This window comes from Pigmentiphaga sp. NML030171, assembly GCF_002188635.1.
Lineage (GTDB): Bacteria > Pseudomonadota > Gammaproteobacteria > Burkholderiales > Burkholderiaceae_B > Pigmentiphaga > Pigmentiphaga daeguensis.
Window position 1 is genome coordinate 25,759 of sequence record NZ_NINX01000055.1, and the last position, 22,456, is coordinate 48,214.

22 protein-coding genes are annotated in these 22,456 nt (G+C 67.0%); 10 read left to right on the plus strand and 12 right to left on the minus strand.

The annotated features are described in order from the left end of the window. Positions 1–16: 16 nt before the first annotated feature. Together CDO46_RS26795 and otnI are read left to right on the plus strand one after the other, a co-directional pair. Entirely contained in the window at positions 17–952 is a 936-nt protein-coding gene (locus CDO46_RS26795; protein ID WP_087841623.1) for a 2-hydroxyacid dehydrogenase, read from the plus strand. A 22-nt stretch (positions 953–974) separates the two neighbouring features. Beyond that, on the plus strand, positions 975–1,805 hold the full coding sequence (gene otnI, locus CDO46_RS26800; protein ID WP_087841624.1) for a 2-oxo-tetronate isomerase: 831 nt from the start codon (positions 975–977) through the stop codon (positions 1,803–1,805). Here the strand turns inward: otnI and CDO46_RS26805 are convergent. The 4 genes from CDO46_RS26805 to tyrS form a co-directional block, all read right to left on the minus strand. Then, on the minus strand, positions 1,771–2,661 hold the full coding sequence (locus CDO46_RS26805) for a LysR substrate-binding domain-containing protein (protein ID WP_087841625.1): 891 nt from the start codon (positions 2,659–2,661) through the stop codon (positions 1,771–1,773). The genes otnI and CDO46_RS26805 overlap by 35 nt on opposite strands. 23 nt (positions 2,662–2,684) lie before the next feature. Then, positions 2,685–3,338 carry a histidine phosphatase family protein gene (locus CDO46_RS26810; RefSeq protein WP_087841626.1) on the minus strand — a complete coding sequence of 218 codons (654 nt, stop codon included), beginning with the start codon at positions 3,336–3,338 and terminating at the stop codon, positions 2,685–2,687. Next, complete coding sequence (locus tag CDO46_RS26815) at positions 3,331–3,981, minus strand: YbhB/YbcL family Raf kinase inhibitor-like protein (protein WP_087841627.1); 651 nt, start codon at positions 3,979–3,981, stop codon at positions 3,331–3,333. The genes CDO46_RS26810 and CDO46_RS26815 overlap by 8 nt, the downstream gene beginning before the upstream one ends. A gap of 95 nt (positions 3,982–4,076) precedes the next feature. After that, a complete protein-coding gene (gene tyrS / locus CDO46_RS26820; protein WP_087841628.1) occupies positions 4,077–5,354 on the minus strand; it encodes a tyrosine--tRNA ligase in 1,278 nt (425 codons plus the stop codon). A gap of 263 nt (positions 5,355–5,617) precedes the next feature. Here tyrS and CDO46_RS26825 point away from each other — a divergent pair, with 263 nt between their 5' ends. Both CDO46_RS26825 and CDO46_RS26830 read left to right on the plus strand, forming a co-directional pair. Continuing rightward, positions 5,618–7,069: a M23 family metallopeptidase gene (locus tag CDO46_RS26825; RefSeq protein ID WP_243724672.1), complete on the plus strand. Its 1,452-nt coding sequence runs from the start codon at positions 5,618–5,620 to the stop codon at positions 7,067–7,069. An 11-nt stretch (positions 7,070–7,080) separates the two neighbouring features. Then, positions 7,081–8,184, plus strand: coding sequence for an anhydro-N-acetylmuramic acid kinase (locus CDO46_RS26830; RefSeq protein ID WP_087841630.1), 1,104 nt, complete (start codon positions 7,081–7,083; stop codon positions 8,182–8,184). A 45-nt stretch (positions 8,185–8,229) separates the two neighbouring features. Here CDO46_RS26830 and CDO46_RS26835 read toward each other — a convergent pair whose 3' ends face one another. The 6 genes from CDO46_RS26835 to rplM form a co-directional block, all read right to left on the minus strand. After that, positions 8,230–10,146 carry an ATP-binding cassette domain-containing protein gene (locus CDO46_RS26835; protein ID WP_087841631.1) on the minus strand — a complete coding sequence of 639 codons (1,917 nt, stop codon included), beginning with the start codon at positions 10,144–10,146 and terminating at the stop codon, positions 8,230–8,232. 111 nt (positions 10,147–10,257) lie between these two features. Then, positions 10,258–10,626: an iron-sulfur cluster insertion protein ErpA gene (gene erpA, locus CDO46_RS26840; RefSeq protein ID WP_087841632.1), complete on the minus strand. Its 369-nt coding sequence runs from the start codon at positions 10,624–10,626 to the stop codon at positions 10,258–10,260. A gap of 181 nt (positions 10,627–10,807) precedes the next feature. Beyond that, positions 10,808–11,611 (minus strand): DUF6776 family protein, encoded by an 804-nt coding sequence (locus tag CDO46_RS26845; protein WP_087841633.1) that lies wholly within the window; start codon positions 11,609–11,611, stop codon positions 10,808–10,810. Continuing rightward, positions 11,611–12,669: an N-acetyl-gamma-glutamyl-phosphate reductase gene (gene argC / locus CDO46_RS26850; protein WP_165963337.1), complete on the minus strand. Its 1,059-nt coding sequence runs from the start codon at positions 12,667–12,669 to the stop codon at positions 11,611–11,613. Before argC ends, CDO46_RS26845 begins: the two co-directional genes overlap by 1 nt. A 216-nt stretch (positions 12,670–12,885) precedes the next feature. Beyond that, positions 12,886–13,278 (minus strand): 30S ribosomal protein S9, encoded by a 393-nt coding sequence (rpsI, locus tag CDO46_RS26855; protein ID WP_087841635.1) that lies wholly within the window; start codon positions 13,276–13,278, stop codon positions 12,886–12,888. Between the two features lie 10 nt (positions 13,279–13,288). Next, entirely contained in the window at positions 13,289–13,717 is a 429-nt protein-coding gene (rplM, locus tag CDO46_RS26860) for a 50S ribosomal protein L13 (protein WP_087841636.1), read from the minus strand. Positions 13,718–14,064: 347 nt separating this feature from the next. Here rplM and CDO46_RS26865 point away from each other — a divergent pair, with 347 nt between their 5' ends. Both CDO46_RS26865 and CDO46_RS26870 read left to right on the plus strand, forming a co-directional pair. Continuing rightward, positions 14,065–14,493 carry a DUF4168 domain-containing protein gene (locus CDO46_RS26865; RefSeq protein WP_165963336.1) on the plus strand — a complete coding sequence of 143 codons (429 nt, stop codon included), beginning with the start codon at positions 14,065–14,067 and terminating at the stop codon, positions 14,491–14,493. Positions 14,494–15,338: 845 nt separating this feature from the next. Next, entirely contained in the window at positions 15,339–15,764 is a 426-nt protein-coding gene (locus CDO46_RS26870) for an OsmC family protein (protein ID WP_087841638.1), read from the plus strand. 6 nt (positions 15,765–15,770) lie between these two features. Here the strand turns inward: CDO46_RS26870 and coq7 are convergent, their stop codons facing one another. Further along, positions 15,771–16,457, minus strand: coding sequence for a 2-polyprenyl-3-methyl-6-methoxy-1,4-benzoquinone monooxygenase (coq7, locus tag CDO46_RS26875; protein ID WP_087841639.1), 687 nt, complete (start codon positions 16,455–16,457; stop codon positions 15,771–15,773). Positions 16,458–16,660: 203 nt separating this feature from the next. Here coq7 and CDO46_RS26880 point away from each other — a divergent pair, with 203 nt between their 5' ends. Together CDO46_RS26880 and CDO46_RS26885 are read left to right on the plus strand one after the other, a co-directional pair. Next, on the plus strand, positions 16,661–17,704 hold the full coding sequence (locus CDO46_RS26880; RefSeq protein ID WP_165963334.1) for a porin: 1,044 nt from the start codon (positions 16,661–16,663) through the stop codon (positions 17,702–17,704). Positions 17,705–18,044: 340 nt separating this feature from the next. Then, on the plus strand, positions 18,045–19,070 hold the full coding sequence (locus tag CDO46_RS26885; RefSeq protein ID WP_087841641.1) for a porin: 1,026 nt from the start codon (positions 18,045–18,047) through the stop codon (positions 19,068–19,070). Between the two features lie 105 nt (positions 19,071–19,175). Here the strand turns inward: CDO46_RS26885 and CDO46_RS26890 are convergent, their stop codons facing one another. Then, positions 19,176–20,081: a LysR family transcriptional regulator gene (locus tag CDO46_RS26890; RefSeq protein ID WP_087841642.1), complete on the minus strand. Its 906-nt coding sequence runs from the start codon at positions 20,079–20,081 to the stop codon at positions 19,176–19,178. Between the two features lie 110 nt (positions 20,082–20,191). Here CDO46_RS26890 and CDO46_RS26895 point away from each other — a divergent pair, with 110 nt between their 5' ends. Next, complete coding sequence (locus CDO46_RS26895; protein WP_087841643.1) at positions 20,192–21,178, plus strand: tripartite tricarboxylate transporter substrate binding protein; 987 nt, start codon at positions 20,192–20,194, stop codon at positions 21,176–21,178. A 34-nt stretch (positions 21,179–21,212) separates the two neighbouring features. Beyond that, positions 21,213–22,445: a flavin-dependent oxidoreductase gene (locus CDO46_RS26900; protein ID WP_087841644.1), complete on the plus strand. Its 1,233-nt coding sequence runs from the start codon at positions 21,213–21,215 to the stop codon at positions 22,443–22,445. Positions 22,446–22,456: the final 11 nt, after the last annotated feature.

Sequence of the window (22,456 nt, forward strand, 5' to 3'; positions counted from 1 at the left end):
CCCGGGAGAGCCCACGATGAAACACCGCATCCTGCAGATCGGCCCCATCACCGCCCCCGCCGACGAGCGGCTGGCGCGCGACTACGACGTCACCCCGCTGTGGAAGCAGTCCGATCGCGCCGCCTTCCTGGCCGAGCACGGCCCCGCGTTCGAAGGCATCGCGATCCACGTGCGCGACGCCTGCGGCGCCGACATCCTGAACGCCGTGCCCAATGTCCGCGTCATCGCCAACTTCGGCGTGGGCTACGACAAGATCGACGTCGAAACCGCCAGGCGCCTGGGCATGCAGGTCAGCAATACCCCGCGCGTCCTGGACGGCTGCGTCGCCGACCTGGCCATGGGCCTGGCGATCGACGTGGCGCGCGGCATTTCCGTCACGACCCGCTTCGTGCGGGCCGGCGGCTGGAAGACCGGCCAGCGCCCGCTGATGACCCGCGTGCATGGCAAGAACATGGGCCTGCTGGGCTTCGGCGGCATCGGCCAGGCCGTCGCGCGCCGCGCGGCCGGCTTCGACATGGTGGTGCGCTATCACACGCGCCGGCCGGTCGCGGGCAGCCCGCACGAGCACGAGCCCTCGCTGGTGGAACTGGCCCGGTGGGCCGATTTCCTGGTGGTGGCCTGCCCCGGCGGCCCTGCCACCCGCCACCTGGTCGACGCGGAAGTGCTGGATGCGCTGGGCCCGCGAGGTATCCTGGTCAACATCGCGCGCGGCAGCGTGGTCGACGAAGCCGCGCTGGTCCGGGCCTTGCAGGAAGGCCGGCTGGGCGGCGCGGGCCTGGACGTGTTCGAGAAAGAGCCCGACGTGCCCCAGCCCCTGCTGGACATGGACCAGGTCGTGGCGCTCTCGCACATCGCCGGCTTCACGCGCGAGTCGCGCGCCGACATGGAACGGCTGGTGTGCGACAACCTGGACGCCTACTTCCGCGGCGGACAGGTCCTGACCCCGGTCTGAACGCCCCACGGAGCCATCGACCATGCCCCGCTTCGCCGCCAATCTCTCGATGCTCTATCCCGACCGCCCCTTCCTGGAGCGGTTCGGCTGCGCGATGCGGGACGGGTTCACGGCGGTCGAGTTCTTCTTTCCCTACGGCCATGCCAAAGCGGAGCTGGCGGCCCGGCTGCGCGATCACGGGCTGCGCCTGGTGTTCTTCAACGCCACGCCCAGGTCGCACCCGGATGAACGCGGAATCGCCTGCCTGCCCGACCGGCGCCGCGAATTCCGCGACAGCTTCCTACATGCGCTCGACTACGCGTCGGCGCTCGATTGCGACAACCTCCACGTCATGCCCGGCCGGATCCCTGCGCAGGCGGATCTCCCGGCCTTGCACGCCACCTACGTCGAGAACCTGGCCTGGGCCGCGGACCTGGCCGCGCGCGACCGGCGCACGGTACTGATCGAGCCGATCAACCCTGGCGACGTGCCGGGCTTTTTCCTGACCCGCCAGGATCAGGCCCATGGGATCGTCCGCGAAGTGGGCTCGCCCCACCTGAAGATCCAGATGGATCTCTATCACTGCCAGATCGTGGAAGGCGGCCTGGCCGCCCGGCTGCGCCGCTACCTGCCCACCGGGCACGTCGGCCACGTGCAGATCGCGGGCGTGCCGGACCGGCACGAGCCGGATACCGGCGAGATCAACTATCCCTATCTGTTCGGGCTGCTGGACGAACTGGGTTATGACGGCTGGGTCGGCTGCGAATACCACCCCCGGCTGGGCGCGCAGCCGGGCGGCACGTCGGCGGGGCTGGCGTGGCTGCGCCGGGCTCGCGCCGCTACATGCGCAGGCCCAGCACCAGCTCGCGCATGATGTCCTGCATGGCCTGCTGGGTGCGCGTGGCGGGGCGCTGCGCGCTGACCGCCAGCGCCAGCTTGCTGCGCAGGCGCGGCTTGACGATGGGTACCGCGCGGAACACCTCCTCGCGGCCCGACGTGCGAACGGCATTGACCGACAGCACCGCGCCTCCCACGCCCTCGGCCACGAGGTCGAGCATGGCGGCCACACCGTCTATTTCCATGGCGATGCGCGGATGCAGCCCGATGTTGGCCAGTTCCGCCTCGACCAGCATGCGTATGGTGTTGGGCCGGGTCGGGATCACCAAGGGCTCGTCGGCCAGCTCGCGCACGCTGATCGACTTGCGCGCCCGCCCCTGGCGGCGGGTGACCAGGTAGAAGTCCTCCTCCAGCAGCACGACGCTGTCGATGTCCGGTGACGGTGCCGGGTTGTACAACAGCGCGATGTCCAGCCGGCCGCTCAGCAGCGACTCCTGCAGCCCGGTGGAAAGGCTCTCGGATATGGACAGCGCCGCCTCGGGCAGCCGCGCGCGCACGGCGCGGGTCAAGGGCACGGTCAGCATCTTGGCGAAGCGGGGCGGCAGGCCGATCGCCACCCGGCCGGCCAGGGCCCCGCGCAACCGTCCCAGCTCCTCTCGGGTGCGCGCCACCTGGTGCAGGATGCCCCGTCCGTGCTCCAGCAGCATCTGTCCCGCCTCGGTGGGCACCACTCCGCGCCCGGTGCGCCTGAGCAGGCTTTGCCCCAGTTCGATCTCGAGCTGGCGCACCTGCCGGCTGAGCGCGGGCTGGGCGATGCCGAGCGCGATGGACGCCCGCGTGAAACCGCCCAGCTCGGCCACGCTGACGAAATATTCGAGTTGCTTGAGGTCCACGGCGAGCTGGCTGGCCCCGCAGCCTAGGCCGCGTCGGCCGGCTCTTCCCAGGCGTCCTGCCCGGCGCCTTCCAGGTGGGCCACGTCGCCCCAGCTCTCCACCCGCCAGCGGGCGCCGTCGATCAGCAGGCGGTTGATGCTGACGTTGTGCAGCGTGTGCCGGCGCTCGGCGCGCAGCGACAATCCCTCGGCATGCCTGTAGGCGGTGTCCAGCACGCCGCTGTGGGTGAACACCAGTACGCGCTCGCCTTTGTGGGCGGCGGCGATGCGGTCCAGCGTGGCCACCACGCGATGATGGAACTGGCGCAGCGATTCGCCGCCGTCCAGTTCGTAGTCGGGATGCCGTTCGCGCACGGCCACCGCGGCCTGCGGGTGGCGCTCGGCCAGTTCGTCGAAGCTGAGCCCTTCGAAGACGCCGTATTTGCGTTCGCGCAGGCCGGCATCGAGCCGCACTTCCAGTCCCAGCTTGCCCGCGGTGGGACGGGCGGTATCGTGGGCCCGCGCCAGGTCGCTGCTATAGATGGCATGCACGCGGTCGCGCCCGGGCCGGAACCGGGCGGCGACCTGCTCGGCCTGGGCGCGGCCGAGCGCATTCAGGCCGATGTCGAGCGTCCCCTGCACCCGGCGCAACCGGTTCCATTCGGTCTCGCCGTGCCGGATCAGCCAGAGCTCAGTCATTGGGCGCGATCCGGCGCGGCGCCAGGGCCGGATTCAGCGTGTAGGTGCCCGTGATGGCCGCCTGCCCCAGCACGTGCTTGTCGATCGCGCGGCGCACGTCGGTCCCGCCGAACTTGCCGTCGACGTCGACCCTGGGCACGTCCAGCGCATACACGGTGAACACGTAGTGGTGGATGATGGAGTCGTTCCACGGCGGGCACGGGCCGTCGTAGCCGTAGTAATCGCCGCTCATGTCGTGGTCGGCGGCGAACCACCCGGTGTAGTCGTTGACGCCCTGGCGGGTGTCGCCGGGAGCCATCGGGCCGGCCTTGCCGCGCGGCGTCACGCCGTTGCAGAACTCGCCTTCCTCGATTTCGGTCTTGCCCGCGGGCACGTCCACCAGTACCCAGTGGAAAAAGTCCACGCGCGGCAGATCGGCCGGCACCTGCTTGCCGGCCTGGTTGACGTCGTCGCCCTTGCTGGGCACGTCGTAGTCGTGGCAGATGATCGCGAACGATTGCGTGCCGGCGGGCACGTCGTCCCAGGCCAGATGGGGATTGACGTTGTCGGACAGCGTCACCTGCGTCTTGGGATCGATCTTGCCGAAGGCATAACGCGCCGGGATGGGTTCGCCATCCATGAAGGAATTGCTCCAGAGCTTCATCGCGATACTCCTAAAAATCGTCTACCTGGCATGGTGTGCCAAAGGCGGCGCGGGGCGGGATGGTTCGCGCCGGCCCGGAAAGCGACTCCGGTCCCTCATCGTACCGTGACGCGCGCGAACTTTCGTTTACCAACTTGTACGACGTAGGTGCCGGCGTCCAGCTTCAGGCCCTTGTCCTCGACCTTGGCCGCATCGATGCGCACGCCTCCTTGTTCGATGTTGCGCTGCGCCTCGGAGGCCGAGGCGCAGAGCCCCGCCTCGCGCAGCACCTGGAGGATGCCCAGCGGCGCGCCCGCGATCGAGACCTCGGGCATCTGGTCGGGAATGGCCTTCTGCTTGAAGCGGGCCTCGAAGTCCGCCAGGGCCTGTTCGGCGGCGGCGGCCGAATGAAAACGTGTAACGATTTCCTGGGCCAGCATCACCTTGATATCGCGCGGATTGCGGCCGGCCTCGGCCTCGCGCTTCAAGCCGGCGATCTCTTCCAGCGACCGGAACGACAGCAGCTCGTAGTAGCGCCACATCAGCGTGTCGGAGATCGACATGAGCTTGCCGAACATCGACTCGGGCGCCTCGGAAATGCCGATGTAGTTGTTCTTGGACTTGGACATCTTCTCGACGCCGTCCGTCCCTTCCAGGAGCGGCATCGTCAGGATGCACTGGGGCTCCTGGCCGTATTCCTTCTGCAGCTCGCGCCCCACCAGCAGGTTGAATTTCTGGTCGGTGCCGCCCAGTTCCAGGTCCGCCTTCAGCGCCACCGAGTCGTAGCCCTGCATCAGGGGATACAGGAACTCGTGGACCGAGATGGGCACGCCGCCCTTGAAGCGCTTGGTGAAATCCTCGCGCTCCAGCATGCGGGCCACGGTGTAGCGCGAAGCCAGCTGGATCATGCCGCGCGCGCCCAGCGGGTCGCACCATTCCGAGTTGTAGCGGACCTCGGTGCGGGCCGGGTCCAGCACCAGGCTGGCCTGGGCGTAGTAGGTCTTGGCGTTGGCCTCGATCTGCTCGCGCGTCAGCGGCGGGCGGGTGGCGTTGCGGCCGCTGGGGTCGCCGATCATCGAGGTGAAGTCGCCGATCAGGAAGATGACCGTGTGGCCCAGTTCCTGCAACTGGCGCATCTTGTTCAGGACGACCGTATGGCCCAGGTGGATGTCGGGCGCGGTGGGATCCAGGCCGAGCTTGATGCGCAGCGGCACGCCGGTGGCCCGGCTGCGGGCCAGCTTGCGCGCGAATTCGGCCTCGACCAGCAGTTCGTCGCAGCCGCGCCGCACGATCGCCAGGTCCCGCTCGACCTCCGGTGTAACCGGATATGTCGCCGCCGCCCCGGGCGTGCCAGAGGGGAGGGATACGGACGAGTCGGGTTTCGTTTCGGTCATGGCGCGGACAGCTCTGGAAAGTGTGTCAAGTGTAAACAATCGTATTGGCAGGCCAGGGGGAGTTTCTATATACTCGGCCCGTTTCGGCGACATCCCGTTGTTACAAATATGAAGGCGCGGGTTCGGTTCATGAATCGAGCCCAGCGACGCTATTTGTGCTTCGCAACAAAGTTGCGGCAATACAACGGGGCCCGAGACACGCCGCGCTCCGGACCCGCACTCCGAAGCAATTCTAGCCCAACCGACCCCAGGGGCCAGGCCGCATGAATCGTAAGTTTTCCGGCATCGCCGGCGCGATGCTCAAGCGCATCGCCGCAGCGGTGCAACAAACCCTCTCCCGCATCACCTCCCATCCCGCCACCCTGACCATCACCTCGTCGCCGCTGAAACGCCGCATCGTCATCGGCACCGGCGCCGCCGGCCTGTTCGTGACCGCCGCCGCCATCGGCGTCGCGCCGCTGGCGCCGGACGCCTCGACCCTGCCCACGACCCGCATCGTCGAGTCGCTGGCCCTGCCGGACCTGTCCGAACAGGTCGCCGAGCAGGAGGCCAAGGCGCCGGACTTCATCCGCGAAGAACGGGTCCAGCGCGGCGACTCGGTCGCCACGCTGCTGAACCGCCTGGGCGTGGACGATCCCGAGCTCGAGCGCTTCATCCGCACCTCGCCGGACGCCCGCAGCTTCTACCAGCTCTACCCCGGCCGCGTGGTCCAGGCTTCCACCGACGCGCTAGGCGAAGTCCGCTGGCTGCGCTACATCCATACCCCGGGCGCGGAGTCCGGCGACAAGGTCGTCTCGCGCATGCTGCAGATCGAACGCTCCGCGCAAGGCCTGTCGGCCCGCGACGTGCAGCTGGACACCGAGCGCGAGACCCGCATCGCCCACGGCGAGATCTACAGCTCGCTGTTCGGCGCCACCGATGCCGCCGACATCCCCGACAGCGTCGCCACCCAGATCGCCGAGATCCTGTCGGGCGACATCGACTTCCACCGCGACCTGCGCCGCGGCGACCATTTCAACGTGGTCTACGAAACCTATACGCACCAGGGCAACTACGTGCGGGCCGGCAAGGTCATCGCGCTGGAATTCGTCAACAAGGGCACGCCCTACCAGGCCGTCTGGTTCGACCAGCAGCCCGGCGTCAGCGGCGGCTACTACACCTTCGACGGCAAGAGCCTGCGCAAGGCCTTCCTGCGCGCGCCCATGGAGTTCACCCGGGTCACTTCCGGTTTCTCGCGCCGCTTCCACCCCATCCTGAAAACCTGGCGCGAGCACAAGGGCGTGGACTACGGCGCGCCCACCGGCACGCCCATCCGCAGCACCGCCGACGGCACCATCGACTTCATCGGCAAGCAGAACGGCTACGGCAACGTGGTCGTGGTCCGCCACCACGGCCAGTATTCCACGCTGTATGCCCACATGAGCGCGTTCGCGCCGGGCCTGTCCAAGGGCTCCCGCGTCAGCCAGGGCCAGTTCATCGGCCGCGTCGGCTCGACCGGCTGGGCCACCGGCCCGCACCTGCACTACGAGTTCCGCATCGCCGGCAAGCCGGTCGATCCGCTCACCGTCGCCCTGCCGCAGGCCCCCGAGCTCAGCGCCCGCGGCCTGGCGCTGTTCAAGCAGCAGACCGATCCCCTGCGCCACCAGATGTCGCTGCTCGCCCAGCTGAAGGACTACAGCATGCCGGCGGGCGACATGTCGCTGGCCGCCCAATAAGGCCGTCCGCCATGGCCGAACCGTACATCGGCCTGATGTCCGGAACGAGCCTGGACGGCGTGGATGGCGTGGCCGCCGTGTTCGACGGCGGCCGGCCCCGCATCCTCGCGCATGCCGACGTCGCCATGCCGCCGGCCCTGAGGGCGGAGTTGCTGGCCCTGAACACGCCGGGTCCGGACGAGATCCACAGGATGTCGCAAGCCGGCCTGGCCCTGGCGGACCTGTATGCGCAGGTCATCTCCGAACTGCTGGCCCGGACCGGCCTGGACGCCGCGCGGGTTCGCGCGATCGGCGCCCACGGGCAGACCGTCCGCCACCGTCCCGATGCCGGCTACACCGTGCAATTGAACGCCCCCGCCCGCCTGGCCGAACTGTCCGGCATCGCGGTCGTGGCCGACCTGCGCAGTCGCGACCTGGCCGCGGGCGGACATGGCGCCCCGCTGGCGCCGGCCTTCCACGCGGCGATATTCGGCACCGACCGGCCGCGCGCCGTGGTCAACCTGGGTGGCATCGCCAACGTCACGCTATTGTCGCCCGCCGGCGTGGTGGGCTACGACACCGGCCCGGCCAACCTGCTGCTGGACGCCTGGTGCGCACGGCATACCGGCCGGGACTACGACGAAGACGGCCGCTACGCCGCCTCCGGCACCATGCGGCCAGACCTGCTGGCGGAACTCATTGCCTCCGAACCGTGGCTGGCGGCCCCGCCGCCCAAATCCACCGGACGCGACCTGTTCAATACGTCATGGCTGGACCAGCGCCTGCAGGCCTGGCAGGCCCGCCACGGCGTATTGGCCGCGGCCGACGTGCAGGCCACGCTGCAGGCCCTGACGGTCGAAACGGTCTCGCGCGAGATACGCCGCCAGCTTCCCGCCTGCGAGCAGGTGTGGGTCTGCGGTGGCGGCGCACGCAACGGCGGCCTGATGCGGGCCCTGGCCGACGCGTTGCCCTGCCCCGTCGCACCCAGCGACGACGCGGGCGTGCCTGCCCAGCAAATGGAGGCCCTGGCCTTCGCCTGGCTGGCCCATCGCCATGTCGCCGGCCTGTCCGGCAACCTGCCCGCCGTGACCGGCGCGGCCGGTCCCCGTGTGCTGGGCGCCTATTACCCTGCGTAGGGCGACGACACCGGACGGCCTGATGCGGGCTGAAACCGCGCAGGGTCAGCCCCGCTTGCTTTCCAGCAGTTCCCAGCGCTCGAGCTTGGCCATCAGTTCGTCCTCGATCGCCGTCAGGCGCTGCTGGATGGCGGTCGCGCCGGCCGGATCGTCGCGATAGATCAATCCGTCGGCCAGTTTCCCGTTCAGTTCCTGCTGCTCGGCCTCCAGCGCGGCGATGGCGTCGGGCAGGCTCTCCAGTTCCTTCGCTTCCCAGGAACTCAGGCGCGAACGGCCGGGCTTGGCGGGAGCGGCTGGTTCGTCGCGGGCGGCCTCGCGCGCGGGCTTGGCCGCGGCCGACCTGGCTTCCTCGGCCCTGGCGCGCTGCGTCGCCCAATCGTCGTAGCCGCCCACGTAGTCGCGCCAGCGCGCATCCCCTTCGTAGGCGATGGTCTGCGTCACGACGTTGTCCAGGAACATGCGATCGTGGCTGACCAGGAAGACCGTGCCCGAGTAGTCCTGCAGCAGTTCCTCCAGCAGTTCCAGCGTCTCGATGTCGAGATCGTTGGTGGGTTCGTCCAGCACCAGCACGTTGGCCGGCCGCGCGAACAATCGCGCCAGCAGCAGCCTCGCGCGCTCGCCGCCGGACAGGCTCTTGACCGGCGAGCGGGCACGCTCGGGCGCGAACAGGAAGTCGCCCAGGTAGCTCATCACGTGCTTGCGCTGGCCGTTGATCTCTATCCACTCGCTGCCCGGGCTGATGACGTCGGCCAGGGCCATGTCCTCGTCCAGCTGGCTGCGCATCTGGTCGAAGTAGGCCACCGACAGATTGGTGCCCTGCCTGACCGAACCCGTGTCGGGGGCCAGTTCGCCCAGAATGAGCTTGAGCAGCGTGGTCTTGCCCGCGCCGTTCGGTCCGATCAGGCCGATACGGTCGCCGCGCATGACCGTGGTCGAGAACGAGCGGATGACGGCCTTGTCGCCGAACGACTTCGACACATCGGTCAGTTCGGCCACCAGCTTGCCCGAACGCTGTCCCTCGGCCACGTCGATGCTGACCTTGCCCATGCGTTCGCGGCGCTCGGCCCGCTGCAGGCGCAGCTGCTCCAGCCGCTTGACCCGGCCGACGCTGCGCGTGCGGCGCGCCTCGACGCCCTTGCGTATCCACACTTCCTCCTGGGCCAGGAGCTTGTCGAAACGCGCCTGCTCCAGCCGTTCGGCCTCCAGCATCTCGGCCTTGCGCATCTGGTAGGTGGAGAAGGATCCCGGAAAGCTGGAGAGCTCGCCGCGGTCGAGTTCGACGATGCGAGTGGCGACGGCGTCCAGGAAGCGGCGGTCGTGGGTGATGAAGACAATGCTGCCGGGAAAGGCCTTCAACAATTCCTCGAGCCAGGCAATGGCCTGGAAATCCAGGTGGTTGGTGGGCTCGTCCAGCAGCAACAGATCAGGATCGCCCAGCAGCGCCCGGGCCAGCGCCACGCGCTTGCGCGTACCGCCCGACAATCCGGCCACCGGCGCATCGGCGGGCAGGTTCAGCCGGGCCAGCGTGGCCTCGACCCGCGCCTGCACCGTCCAGCCGTCGTGCGCCTCCAGCTCCGCCTGCAGGGATTGCAGCCGGGCCAGGAGCGCGTCGTGGTCCGCTCCGCCGGCCGTTTCCGCCAGTTCGTGGGTTAGGCGCTGGTAGGCACGCAAGAGGTCGCGCCCCTTGGCCAGGCCCTCGCTGACGGCGTCGAACACCGTGCCCGATTCGTCGAATACCGGCTCCTGTTCCACCGTGGCGACCTTCAGGCCGTCCTGGCGCGAGATGAGGCCGTCGTCGGGCAGGGAGCGGCCATCCAGCAGCTTGAGCAGCGAGGACTTGCCGGTGCCGTTGCGGCCGATCAGCCCCACCCGCTCGCCCGCCTCCACCGAGAAGCTGGCACGGTGCAAAAGAGGGACGTGGCCGTAGGCCAGTTCGATGTCGGTCAGAGCGATGAGAGCCATGAAGCACGCCGGGCGGACCGGTCAGGAGCGAAAACGAAAAAAGCGCCCTGGCTTGCGCGAGGGCGCCCTGGAAGAAAGGACGGAACGGCGCGGCCCCTGTGGGCCCCCGCCTTATACCGAGAACGACGACCCGCAGCCGCAGGTGGACGTGGCGTTCGGGTTCTTGATGACGAATTGCGCGCCTTCCAGGCCTTCCTTGTAGTCGATCTCGGCACCGACCAGGTACTGGAAGCTCATGGAATCGATCAGCAGTTGCACGCCGTTCTTGTCCAGTTGCGTATCGTCTTCGTTGACGTCTTCGTCGAAGGTGAAGCCGTACTGGAAGCCGGAACAGCCGCCGCCCTGCACGAAGACGCGCAGCTTGAGCGCCGGATTGCCTTCTTCATCGATCAGCTCCTTGACCTTGGCGGCCGCCGCATCGGTGAAGACGAGGCCCATCGGCGGGGCCTCGAGGCTGGCTTGTTCGACTGCTGCGTTCATGACTGCTCCTTGCCTGCGCGTAGGCACGGCCCGTGCCGCGCATGCGCTGTAAATCATCTGGTTAATGGGTAATTCAACCGCTATTGGCGCTTGATTTCAACCCTGGCGCCGCCAGGGACACTCCGGTCGGCGGCCACACCCGTTAGATGCGGGCGCACCGCCAAGGTTCAAGCCCGCGGCCTCAGGCCGGCAGGTTGACGGTGCTTTGCGAGCGCACCACGCCTCCCTCGACCACGCGCACCGTGACGCTGCGCACCACGAAGCCGGCCGGGACCGCGAGCGATCCCTCGGCGCGCTGATACTGCCGGAACCGCACGGCCAGCGGGTCGGCGGCCGGCCGGGCCGCGACCGGGGCGCCGTCCCCTGCCAGCGCGTCGGTCGGGACCGAGAACGGATGCAGGTCTATCGTGGTGGCGGCGCCCGCGCGCACGCCGGACGCCGAGAATTGCAAGCGCCCGCTGAACTCGCCCGAGGGGCGCCCGCCGCGCATCAGGAGCACCCGATAGCGCAGCAGTTCGCCCTGCCGCTCCAGTTCCGCGGAACGGATATTGACCTGGGCCTGGCGCGGATCCATGGGAATGAGCTGGTCGAAAAAGGCCAGGTCATTGCGCATGTCGCCCATTTCCTTCTGCGCGGCCCGCAAATCGGCCGCGAGCTGGTCCTTGGCGGCACGCTCGATCTCCAGGCGGCTTTCCGCGGCTGCCAGGCTGCCCTGCAAGCGCTCGTTGTCGGCGATCAGCCGCTGGTGCTCGGCGCGCAATTGCGCCAGTTCGGATGCCGAAACCTGGGGCCCGCCGAAGATTCGGCGTGCCGACTCGTACAGCCCCGTTCCCAGGGCAGCGCCCAGCGCCAGCAGCAATACCAGGACCACGATCCGCCACGGCGAGGCAGGGGGCAGTCCCGTCCCGTCGGCCCGCGCAGCCGGCCCCGCGCCGCGCCGCAGCCTGCGCGGCACGAGCGCCGGAAACAGCGGCCGCCGCTTCATCAGGGCAGCACCGCCACTTGGCCGAGCCCGGCGTCCTCGGGCAATCCGAACATCAGGTTCATGTTCTGCACGGCCTGGCCGGATGCGCCCTTGACCAGGTTGTCCTGCACCACCAGGACGACCAGCTGGTCGCCGTTGCCGGGCCGGTGCACGGCGATCCGGATCATGTTGGAGGCACGCACCGAGCGGGTCTCGGGCGTGCTGCCCGCGGGCATCACGTCGACGAACGGCTCATCGGCATAGCGCTGCTCGAACAGCTTCTGGAAATCGACGTCGCGCGCCTTCGGGTCGATGCGGGCGTAGATGGTCGAATGCATGCCGCGCACCATGGGCGTCAGGTGCGGCACGAAGGTCAGCCCTACCGGCCCGCCGTGCAGGGTCTGCAGGTGCTCGACGATCTCGGGATGGTGGCGATGGCCCGACACACCGTAGGCCTTGAAGTTGTCGCTGGCTTCCGAGAACAGGATGTGCAGCTCGGCCTTGCGCCCGGCACCGGTCACGCCCGATTTGCAATCGGCGATGAGCGTGGACGCGTCCACCAGCGGCGACGCCTTGGCCCGGCCCTCGAGCAGCGGCGCCAGGCCCAGCAGCACGGTGGTCGGGTAGCACCCGGGATTGCCCACGACCCGTGCGCCGCGGATCTTCTCGCGGTTCAGTTCGACCAGGCCGTAGACCGACTCGCGCAGCACGTCCGGGCAGGCGTGCGGCATCTTGTACCACTTCTCGAACGAGGCCAGGTCCTGCAGGCGGAAATCGGCGGCCAGGTCGATGATCTTGACGCCGGCGGCCAGGAGTTCCTGCGCCTGCGCCATGGCCACGCCATGGGGCGTCGCGAAGAACACCACGTCGCATTCGGTCAGCCTGGCCTTGTCGGGCGAGGAAAACGCCAGGTCCACCTTGCCGCGCAGGTTGGAGTACATGTCGGCCACCGGCATGCCGTCTTCCTTGCGCGAGGTGATCGCGGTCAGCTCCGCGTTCGGGTGCTGCGACAGCAGGCGCAGCAGTTCCACGCCGGTGTAGCCCGTGCCGCCGACGATACCTACCTTGATCTTGGCCATTGCAATCTCCTGGAGTCCCTTGCGCTTCCCGGCCCGGGAAAGCGGGACGGTGCCCTGCGACATGTGATGAATAAGAATACCCCACGCTCGGCAGCATCGATGTGACGCCCCTTCGGGCGAGCGCCGCTCAAAGCGAAAAAAAGGCCGCATCGCTGCGGCCTTTCTTGTCTCGCCCGCCGGCCGGAGCCGGAACGGGACGAGGGGGATCGAAGCCGATCAGCGCTTGCTGAACTGCTTGCGACGTCGCGCCTTGTGCAGACCGACCTTCTTGCGCTCGACCTCGCGGGCATCGCGAGTCACGAAGCCGGCTTGCGACAGCGCGGACTTGAGCGTCGCGTCGTAGTCGATCAGCGCGCGGGTGATGCCGTGGCGCACCGCGCCGGCCTGCCCGTTCACGCCACCACCGTGGACGTTGACGTGGAAGTCGAAGGTTTCCAGGTGGCCGGTCAGTTCCAGCGGCTGGCGAACGATCATGCGGCCGGTCTCGCGAGCGAAGTACTCGTCGACGGGCTTGCCGTTGACGGTGATCTTGCCCGAGCCTTTCTTCAGGAACACGCGCGCCACCGAGGTCTTGCGGCGGCCGGTTCCATAATTCCAGTTACCGATCATGCGCGGCTCCTCAGATGTCCAGCAGCTTGGGCTGCTGGGCGGTGTGCGGATGTTCGGATCCTGCGTACACCTTCAGCTTCTTGATCATGGCGTAGCCCAGGGGACCCTTGGGCAGCATGCCCTTGACGGCCTTCTGGATCGCACGACCAGGAAAACGCTGCTGCATCTTCAGGAACGTGGTTTCGGTGATACCGCCGGGATAGCCCGAGTGGCGGTAGTAGCGCTTGTCCTGCGCCTTGTTGCCGGTGACGACGATATCGGCGGCGTTGATGATGACGATGTAGTCGCCGGTATCGACGTGAGGCGTGAATTCAGGCTTGTGTTTACCGCGCAAACGGCGTGCGACTTCGCTGGCCACACGACCTAGGACTTTGCCCTTGGCGTCAATCACGTACCAGTCACGCGTCACTTCATGCGGTTTCGCAACGAAGGTTTTCATGATGATCTCTGTGACATATCTGGTGCCCGTAAAGCCCCCTACGGGCTTCCTGACGGCAGTCACCCCGATCCCGCCTCGGCATTGTGAACTGCAGGTACGGAAAAAGGGTAAGCAGAAGATGGTAACCCGGAATATCCCGCAAAGTCAAAGGCCATGCGCCGACCCACCCGCGGCCGCCATCCGGCCCCCGGTCCAGCTGTAACGATATCCGACGCCACCGCCCGCTTCCCCTGTGATGCCACGGCCGCGCTTCATGCTTTGATAAACATCCATACATAAGAAAAGATCCCGGCGCCACTTAAGGGCAGACACTAGGCCGTTCACAGTGCCTTATGGAGAACCGTCCGATGAAAACGATCAAGACGATGCTGGCCGCCGGAGCCGTGGCCGCGGGACTGGCCGCCTGCGCGGCGCCCCAGCGCGACACGTCCACCCAGCAGGCCTCGACGATATCGCCGCAGTCGGTTACCGACGATCAGCTGCAGCGCTTCGCCAACGCCGCCAGGAAAGTGAACGCGGTGTCGCCCGGAACCGGGGCGGCCGCCGCCACCACCGCGGGCGGCGAGCCCACCAACGCCACTTTCGACGAAGCCAATGGCCGCAAGGCGCAGGCTGTCTGGAGCGAAGGGCTGACCGTGCGGGAGTTCAACGCCATCAACGCAGCCGTCCAGCAGGATCCTGCCCTGATGCAGCGGTACGGCGCGCTGATGCAAGGCGCCGGCTCGACCGGCGGCAGCTATGGCGGCTCCACGGGTGGCGGCACGATGATGCGCTGATCCGAAAACAGGCAAAAAAAAGCCCGAAGCCTTGCGGCTTCGGGCTAATCCACCAAAGGAGGAGGGTGGAGGAGACACCGGTAGATGGGCTTTGCGGGGCTATCCGACGATGCCGAGGGGCCCGGGGCCGTGTCGACATACAAAGCGTCATCCGTTGAACCCATTATAGGGAAGCGGTTTGTGCGATGCAAGAAGTTTTTTTTGACCTGTTCACCACCATGCGGTATCAATTTTCAACAGGCAAAATTCTTTTTATATCAACAAGTTAAGTCCTTTTTTAGCGCGGTTCTGCGCGCCCCTCCCCATCCTTTTCAGGCGACTCAGGCTTGCTCAGCCATGGATGCGGATGTGCTGTCGACATATTTTGATGCGAAGCAGCATGGTACGGGCAAAAAAAAGCCCGAAGCCTTGCGGCTTCGGGCTAATCCACCAAAGGAGGAGGGTGGAGGAGACACCGGTAGATGGGCTTTGCGGGGCAATCCGACGATGCCGAGGGGCCCGAGGCCGTGTCGACATACAAAGCGTCATCCGTTGGGTTAATTATAGAGAGATCTTTTGTGCGATGCAAGAACCCCTAAGGGTTGTTGCCTACGTACAAAAACCGATGTGGATGCCGATAAAAAACCCCTTACCAATCAATAAGTTATACACAAACCATCCCACCACTCCGCAACGTTGCGGAGAAAAAATCCGGCCCTGGAACAGCTCCGGCAGGGGGCGCGACCATTTGTCGCAGTTTTCGCCGCATCGCAACATGGCCGGAGCCGGCGACAACCGCGAAACCTGCCTCCCACCCGCTATCATCGTGCTGATCGTCAACTTTCTATCGCAGCACGAGGAATATCATGGAATGCATCGTAAGCTGGGGCGGCCCCCAGGGCATGCTGTTCACCGCCCAGACGGGCAGCGGACACGTCGCCGTCATGGATGGCGCGCCGGACGGCGGGGGCAACAACCTCGCGCCCCGGCCGATGGAACTGGTGCTGGCCGGAACAGGCGGCTGCACGGCCTACGACGTCGTCCTGATTCTGAAGCGCGGCCGCCATGCCGTGCGCGGCTGCACGGTGGCGCTCAAGGCCGAGCGGGCCGACACCGACCCCAAGGTCTTCACCAAGATCCATTTCGCCTTCACGGTAACGGGCAAGAACCTTCCGCCCGCGGCGGTCGAGCGTGCAGTGCAGCTTTCCCACGAAAAGTACTGCTCGGCCTCGGCCATGCTCGAAAAGACCGCGGAACTGACCTGGTCGGTGGAAATCGTCGAAGCCGACTGAAGCGCGTCAGAGGTAATACGCGGTGGAGGTCATGAGCCTGGACCCGCACCGCATCGCTGCCCGCACCGGAGCGGGCAGCTCGACGCCGCCACGCTGCTCCGCCGTCACCCGATGCTGGCGCTCGTCGGCGGCCATCCGTTCGACGATCGCGCGCGAACGCGCATCACTGGCCGGCAGCGTACCCAGGTGTCCGTCCAGATGGCGCTCCACCTGCCGCTCGGTTTCCGCCATGAAGCCCAGGTTCCAGGCCTCGCCCGCCTTGCCCGCCAGCATGCCCAGCCCGAAGGCCCCCGCATACCAGAACGGATTCAACAGGCTGGAATGCGAACGCAGCTCGCGCAGGCGGTCGTCCAGCCAGGCCAGGTGATCGGTCTCTTCGGCCGCCGCGTCCAGGAATACCTGGCGTGTCTCCGGCTTGTCGCAGACCAGCGCCTGGCCCCGGTACAGCGCCTGGGCGCACACCTCCCCCACATGATTGACCCGCATCAGGCCGGCCGCGTGCTTGCGCTCGGTTTCCGTCAACGCCGGGCCCGAAGCGTCCCCGGACGTCCCCTCGGCAGCGGCGGACAGGCGTCCCGCCGGATTCGGCCGCTGCGCCGACACCGACCCCGTCAGCACGCGCACGGCGCGATCCGCCTCGGACAGCACCCGGTCCAGCAGGGAAATACGGCGAAAGGATGCGGTTCCCGACATTGCGACCTCCGGTCCGGACATGGCCGGACAGCGACATGAACAGATTCCAGTATAGGCAATCCCCGATTCGTTGTTCTTGAACAACGTCCGGCGCGACGCAACCCCGTTGTCATTTTCGCCTCATGTTGGATCGTCATCCTCTCGTCCGAGCACTTGAGCAACGCCCTCGTGCCACATCACACAAATCCATCTGGAGTTCTCAATTGAAAAAGACCCTCATCGCCGCCGCGCTGCTGGCTGGCTTCGCCGGCACCGCGCAAGCCCAGAGCGTGACGCTGTACGGTATCGTCGACATGGGATTCATGAACAGCAAGCAGGATGGCCAATCGGCCACCAACGGGCTGGAAAGCGGCATCGCCGGCAGCTCGCGCTTCGGCCTGCGTGGCGTGGAAGACCTGGGCAACGGCCTGAAGGCCAACTTCCAGCTGGAAAGCGGCTTCAAGGCCGACACGGGCATCCAGAGCGCCAGCGGCCAGTTGTTCGACCGCGCCGCCTGGGTCGGTGTGTCGGGCAACTTCGGTGAAATCCGCCTGGGCCGCCAGGACTCCCTGGGCTTCAACTGGTTCCGCGGCGCCATCAACCCCTTCGGCAACGCCTACTCGCAGGCCCAGAGCAAGACCGTCTTCAACGTCAGCGGCATCGATGACCGCTTCAGCAACAGCGCCTTCTACCTGTCGCCCAAGTTCAGCGGCTTCCAGGTCGGCGCCGGCTACAGCTTCAACGCCAACGGCAGCGAAACCGCCGGCAACGACGCCGACAACGCCGCCTACTCGCTGGGCCTGCGCTACCAGAACGGCCCCCTGCTGGCCGTCCTGACGTACGAACAGAAGAACGCGGCCGACCTGGCTCCCGGTGCGGGCGTGGGCGGCTCCGACCTGAAGAACATCCAGCTGGGCGCCACCTACGACTTCGGCGTGGCCAAGCTGCACGCCGGTTACGGCCGCCTGCAGAACTCCGGCTACAAGTCGAACGCCGAGAAGGAGAACTCGTACCTGCTGGGCGTGACCGTGCCGTTCGGCGCGCACTCCGTGTTCGCCACCTACCAGCGCAACGACAACGCCAACATCAACGCCGGCCGCGCCGACAAGGCCATCAATGGCTACGCCATCGGCTACAACTACACGCTGTCCAAGCGCACCATGATCTACGCCCTGTTCAACCAGTACACCGACGTGATCGTCCGCACGGACAACAAGGCCCTGGGCGACAAGCGCGAAATCGCCATCGGCCTGCAGCACAAGTTCTAAGCCCGGCTCAGGCATGGGCCGGGGCATCCGGCCCATGTTTCGAAGTGCTTACTTCAGCAGTGAGTGTTTTCCCGTCTTCGGCTTGCCTGGAGACGGGCTTTTTCGTTGGTTTTTTGCGCAAAAACAACGAAAGCCGTAAGAATAAGTAAAAACCCGGCCTTCATTCGTCTCTCGACTTGGTAGTAACCCGCATTCTTTGCTGCAATATGAACAACTTCCTACCAGGAAGCTCTGGTTTTCCCGCAGCAAACGGATACCCGACGATGGATCCGCGCATTCCATCCGGCGCCTCGCACCCCCCGTCTGCCGCGACAGCCAGATCAATCATGGAGATGTACGAATGAAAAAGACCCTGATCGCTGCCGCCGTTCTGGCCGGCATGGCTGGTACCGCGCAAGCGCAAAGCTCGGTCACCCTGTACGGCATCATGGATATGGGCTACCTGTATACCAAGACCGAAGGCATGAAGGCGCGCAACGCGCTGGACAGCGGCCTGCAGAGCGATTCCCGCTTCGGCCTGCGTGGCTCGGAAGACCTGGGCAACGGCCTGAAGGCCAACTTCCTGCTGGAAGCCGGCATCAACGCCGACGACGGCACCACCACCCAGTCCGGCCTGTTCAACCGCCAATCGTGGGTGGGCCTGTCGTCCAACACGCTGGGTGAAATCCGCCTGGGCCGCCAGTTCATCCTGGGCTCGCAATTCTTCACCAACATCGATCCGTTCGGCACGACCTTCCGTCAGGCCGGCATGGGCTCGACCTTCATCGCCGCCAACCAGGTCCGCAACAGCAACAGCGTGATGTACTTCACGCCGACCTGGAACGGCCTGCAAGGCGCCATCGGCTACAGCTTCAACCGCTCGACCAGCGAAACCCCGGTCGCCGGCACCAACAACCGCGCCATCACCTCGGGCCTGCGCTACGCCAACGGTCCCGTCGAAGTCGCCCTGACCTACGACCAGGTCGAGCCCTCGACCGGCGGCAACGTCGGCCGTTCGACCCAGTTGGGCGGTACCTATGACTTCGGCGTGGTCAAGCTGCATGCCGCCATCGCCGACCAGCGCAACGTCGCGGTCAACGTTGGCGACATCCCGGGCTGGAACGGCCGCTTCGCCAAGAAGACCCTGTCGTACATGGTCGGCGCGTCGGCTCCCGTCGGCCCCGGCTCGCTGTTCGGCTCGTACCAGAAAGCCAAGGACTGGGACATCGAAGGCTTCAGCGTCGGTTACACCTACCCGCTGTCGCGTCGTACCAACGCCTATGCCTTCTTCAGCAACATGGACAACGTCGGTCACTACGGCAGCGCCGTCACGACCGGCGACAAGACCACCCGCCAGTTCGGCGTCGGCCTGCGTCACATGTTCTAAATCGGCGGCGGGAGCGCCGCGCGCGCTCCTTGCAAGCGCCCAGAACCCCCTGGGCGTACGCTGGGAAAACCGGACCGGAAACGGTCCGGTTTTTTTTGCCGCCCCCTACCCGCCTCGCACGGCGCGGGGAATGGAGCGCTTGAGCAGATCGCAAAAATCGTCGGCGCACGGCGGCAGCTTGCGGCCGCGGTCGCGCAGTTCGTAGAACTCCAGTTCGACCAGGGGCGGGCCCAGCGGCTCGAGACGGATGCCGCGGCCCCGGCAGGCGGGGACGGCGGTCGAGGGAAGGATGGCGATGCCGCGCCCGGCCTCGGCCAGGCCGATCTGGGTTTCGATGAAATTGACGACGAAGCGCGGCGGACCTTCGTGGCCCACCAGGGCCAGGTTCTTGTCGATCAACTGCTGCAAGGGGTTGTCGAAGGGCAGGTTGATGAACTGCTCGCCCGCCAGCGCGCTCCAGGAACGTGGCGACCGCGCCAGCTGGAACTTCGGCGCGGCGCTGGCCGCCACCAGCGAGAAGTGGAACAGCGGCTGCCGCAACATGCCCGGCGCCGCCTTGATGAACATGCCCAGCCCGACGTCCAGGTGCCCGGCACGCACCATGCTGGACACCGATGGCAGGTCGGTGTCGACGACGGTCAGGCGCACGCCCGGATGACGCTGCTCGAAGGCCGCCACGACCGGGGGCAGCAGATAGGAACAGGTCAGCGGCGGCGCGCCGATCGACAGCGTGGTATTGGCACGCTGCGCCGATCTCCCCACCTGCTCCACGATCTCCTCGATCCGCTTGACGTTCTGTTCGGCCACGGCGCGAAACTCGGCGCCGAACTGCGTCAGCGTGACCTGCCGCGTGGTGCGGTCGAACAGACGGAAACCCAGTTGCCCTTCCAGTTCCCGGATCATCAGGCTCAGGCCCGACTGGGCGATGTGCAGTTGCTCGGCCGCGCGGGAGAAATTCCGCTGCTGGGCCAGCAGCAGGAAGGCCTTGAGCTGGCGGTGGGAGATGTTCATGTCGGTGCATTGATGCAGATACCTGATCAATTCATACTTTATTCATATTTCACTCGCGTATAAAGCTCGTATTGAATGGCGATCGTTCCTGTCCCACCAGAGAGGTCGATATGCCCACCCGCCGCTGCTTCTCCCGTCGCTCGTTCTGTAATGCCTGGCTGCTGGCGCTGGCCGCCGGCGCGGTCCAGGCGGACGAACCCTATCCCACTCGCCCCATCCGCATCATCGTGCCCTTCTCGGCAGGCGGCGGCATCGACGTGCTGGGCCGGACCATAGGCCAGAAACTATCCGAGGCCTGGCAGTACGCGGCGGTAGTCGAGAACCGCCCCGGCGCCAGCGGCAACATCGGCACCGACCTGGCCGCGCGGGCCGCGCCCGACGGCTACACCTACCTGATGACGGCCAACACCATCATCATGACGCCGAGTTTCATGCAGGGCGTCACCTTCGATCCGGTAAAGGACTTCACGCCGGTGATGCCCATCGCCATCGGCAGCCTGGCGCTCGTGACCCGCCCCGACCTCCCGGCCAAGTCGGTGTCCCAACTGATCGAGCTGGCCAGGAAGCAGCCGCACAAGCTCAACTACGGCTCGCCCGGCACCGGCACGCCTCACCACTTGGCCATGGAGCTGGTCAAGCAGCGCGCCGGCATCGACGTGGTCCACGTGCCCTACAAAGGCTCGGGCGGATTGGTCAACGACGTGCTGTCGGGCCAGGTTGACCTGGCTTTCGTTCCCGTCCACCAGGCGCTGCAATTCGCCCGCGCCGGCAAGATGCAGATGCTGGCCGCCGGCGGCACGCGGCGCACCGCCGTGACGCCCGACATCCCGTCGCTGGCCGAGGCCTCCGGCATCGCCGACGTCGACGTCGACATGTGGTACGGCCTCTACCTGCCCGCCGGCACGCCGCCGGCCATCGTCGGCAAGGTGAACGCCGAGGTCGCGCAGATCCTGAAGATGCCGGACGTGGTCAAGAGCCTGTCCATGCAGGGCCTGCAGCCCAGCGGCGGCACGCCGGACGACCTGGCCAGGCTGACGCGGGACGACCTCAGGCGCTGGGCCGGCGTCATCCGCCAGGCCGGCCTGGCGTCCCAATAGCACGCATATCCCAACCACACCAAGAGGAGTCTTCATGGAAGTCATGATCGTGGGCGGCGGCATAGGCGGCCTGACCCTGGCGCTGTCGCTGCACAAGATGGGCATCGCCGCCCGGGTCTTCGAGGCGGCGCCGGAAATCCAGGCGCTGGGCGTGGGCGTGAGCCTGCTGCCCCACTCGACCCGGGTCCTGGGCGAGCTCGGCCTGAACGAGGCCCTGGCGAAGGTGGCCGTCACCACCACGACCACCACCTTCTTCAACCGCTTCGGACAGCACGTCTATTCCGAGTCGACCGGCCGACAGGCGGGCTACGAGTGGCCGCAGTTCCAGGCCCATCGCGGGGACCTGCAGATGATCCTGCTCGAGGCCTGCCGCGAGCGCCTGGGCGCGGACCGCATCGTCGCGGGCCATCGTTGCACCGGTTTCACGCAGACGCCCGGCGGCGTCACCGCCTCGTTCGTCGATCCCGCCGGCAACTCCCTTGGTCCCCGCGCGGCCGATGCGCTGATCGCCTGCGACGGCCTGCACTCGGTGATCCGCAAGCAGTTGCATCCCGCCGAAGGCGAGCCGGTCTACTCCGGGGTCAACATGTGGCGCGGCGTCACCCGCTGGAAGCCCTATTTCGACGGCGCCACCTATGTCCGCGGCGGCTGGCTGACGCCGGGCAAGATGGTCATCTACCCGATCCGCAACGCGCTCGACGCCGATGGGTGCCAGTTGATCAACTGGGTGGCCGAAGTGACGACGCCCCGCTACGAGCGCCGCGACTGGAACCGGCGGGGACGGCTGGAGGACTTCATCGGCGTATTCGAGGACTGGCGCTTCGACTGGCTGGACGTACCCGCCATGATCCGGGCCGCCGACGTCCTGCTGGAATTTCCCATGGTGGACCAGGACCCGCTGCCCTGGTGGACCCAGGGCCGGGTCACGCTGCTGGGCGACGCGGCGCACCCCATGGTGCCGCGCGGCTCGAACGGCGCGGGGCAGGCCATCCTGGACGCGCGCGCCCTGGCCGCCGCGCTGGCCGCGGAGCCGGACGTGCCGGCCGCGCTGGCGCGATATGAATCGCAGCGCCGCCCCGCGACGACGGACATCGTGCTGGCCAACCGCAAGACGCCGCCGGACGCCATCCTGAAGGAAGTGTATGAGCGCACGGGCGATCGCCCCTTCCGGCACATCGACGATGTCATCAGCCAGGAGGAACTGGCCGCCATCTCCAACGGCTACAAGCGCGTGGCGGGCTACGACCTGGCCTCGCTGTCCCGGTAGGCGCGGAGTGG

What these genes read in the sequence shown, in the direction of transcription:
- CDO46_RS26795 (WP_087841623.1), top strand. Translation starts at nt 17, where the DNA reads ATGAAACACCGCATCCTGCAGATCGGCCCCATCACCGCCCCCGCCGAC.
- otnI (WP_087841624.1), top strand. Translation starts at nt 975, where the DNA reads ATGCCCCGCTTCGCCGCCAATCTCTCGATGCTCTATCCCGACCGCCCC.
- CDO46_RS26810 (WP_087841626.1), bottom strand. Translation starts at nt 3,338, where the DNA reads ATGACTGAGCTCTGGCTGATCCGGCACGGCGAGACCGAATGGAACCGG.
- CDO46_RS26815 (WP_087841627.1), bottom strand. Translation starts at nt 3,981, where the DNA reads ATGAAGCTCTGGAGCAATTCCTTCATGGATGGCGAACCCATCCCGGCG.
- tyrS (WP_087841628.1), bottom strand. Translation starts at nt 5,354, where the DNA reads ATGACCGAAACGAAACCCGACTCGTCCGTATCCCTCCCCTCTGGCACG.
- CDO46_RS26825 (WP_243724672.1), top strand. Translation starts at nt 5,618, where the DNA reads ATGAATCGTAAGTTTTCCGGCATCGCCGGCGCGATGCTCAAGCGCATC.
- CDO46_RS26830 (WP_087841630.1), top strand. Translation starts at nt 7,081, where the DNA reads ATGGCCGAACCGTACATCGGCCTGATGTCCGGAACGAGCCTGGACGGC.
- CDO46_RS26835 (WP_087841631.1), bottom strand. Translation starts at nt 10,146, where the DNA reads ATGGCTCTCATCGCTCTGACCGACATCGAACTGGCCTACGGCCACGTC.
- erpA (WP_087841632.1), bottom strand. Translation starts at nt 10,626, where the DNA reads ATGAACGCAGCAGTCGAACAAGCCAGCCTCGAGGCCCCGCCGATGGGC.
- CDO46_RS26845 (WP_087841633.1), bottom strand. Translation starts at nt 11,611, where the DNA reads ATGAAGCGGCGGCCGCTGTTTCCGGCGCTCGTGCCGCGCAGGCTGCGG.
- argC (WP_165963337.1), bottom strand. Translation starts at nt 12,669, where the DNA reads ATGGCCAAGATCAAGGTAGGTATCGTCGGCGGCACGGGCTACACCGGC.
- rpsI (WP_087841635.1), bottom strand. Translation starts at nt 13,278, where the DNA reads ATGATCGGTAACTGGAATTATGGAACCGGCCGCCGCAAGACCTCGGTG.
- rplM (WP_087841636.1), bottom strand. Translation starts at nt 13,717, where the DNA reads ATGAAAACCTTCGTTGCGAAACCGCATGAAGTGACGCGTGACTGGTAC.
- CDO46_RS26865 (WP_165963336.1), top strand. Translation starts at nt 14,065, where the DNA reads ATGAAAACGATCAAGACGATGCTGGCCGCCGGAGCCGTGGCCGCGGGA.
- CDO46_RS26870 (WP_087841638.1), top strand. Translation starts at nt 15,339, where the DNA reads ATGGAATGCATCGTAAGCTGGGGCGGCCCCCAGGGCATGCTGTTCACC.
- coq7 (WP_087841639.1), bottom strand. Translation starts at nt 16,457, where the DNA reads ATGTCGGGAACCGCATCCTTTCGCCGTATTTCCCTGCTGGACCGGGTG.
- CDO46_RS26885 (WP_087841641.1), top strand. Translation starts at nt 18,045, where the DNA reads ATGAAAAAGACCCTGATCGCTGCCGCCGTTCTGGCCGGCATGGCTGGT.
- CDO46_RS26890 (WP_087841642.1), bottom strand. Translation starts at nt 20,081, where the DNA reads ATGAACATCTCCCACCGCCAGCTCAAGGCCTTCCTGCTGCTGGCCCAG.
- CDO46_RS26895 (WP_087841643.1), top strand. Translation starts at nt 20,192, where the DNA reads ATGCCCACCCGCCGCTGCTTCTCCCGTCGCTCGTTCTGTAATGCCTGG.
- CDO46_RS26900 (WP_087841644.1), top strand. Translation starts at nt 21,213, where the DNA reads ATGGAAGTCATGATCGTGGGCGGCGGCATAGGCGGCCTGACCCTGGCG.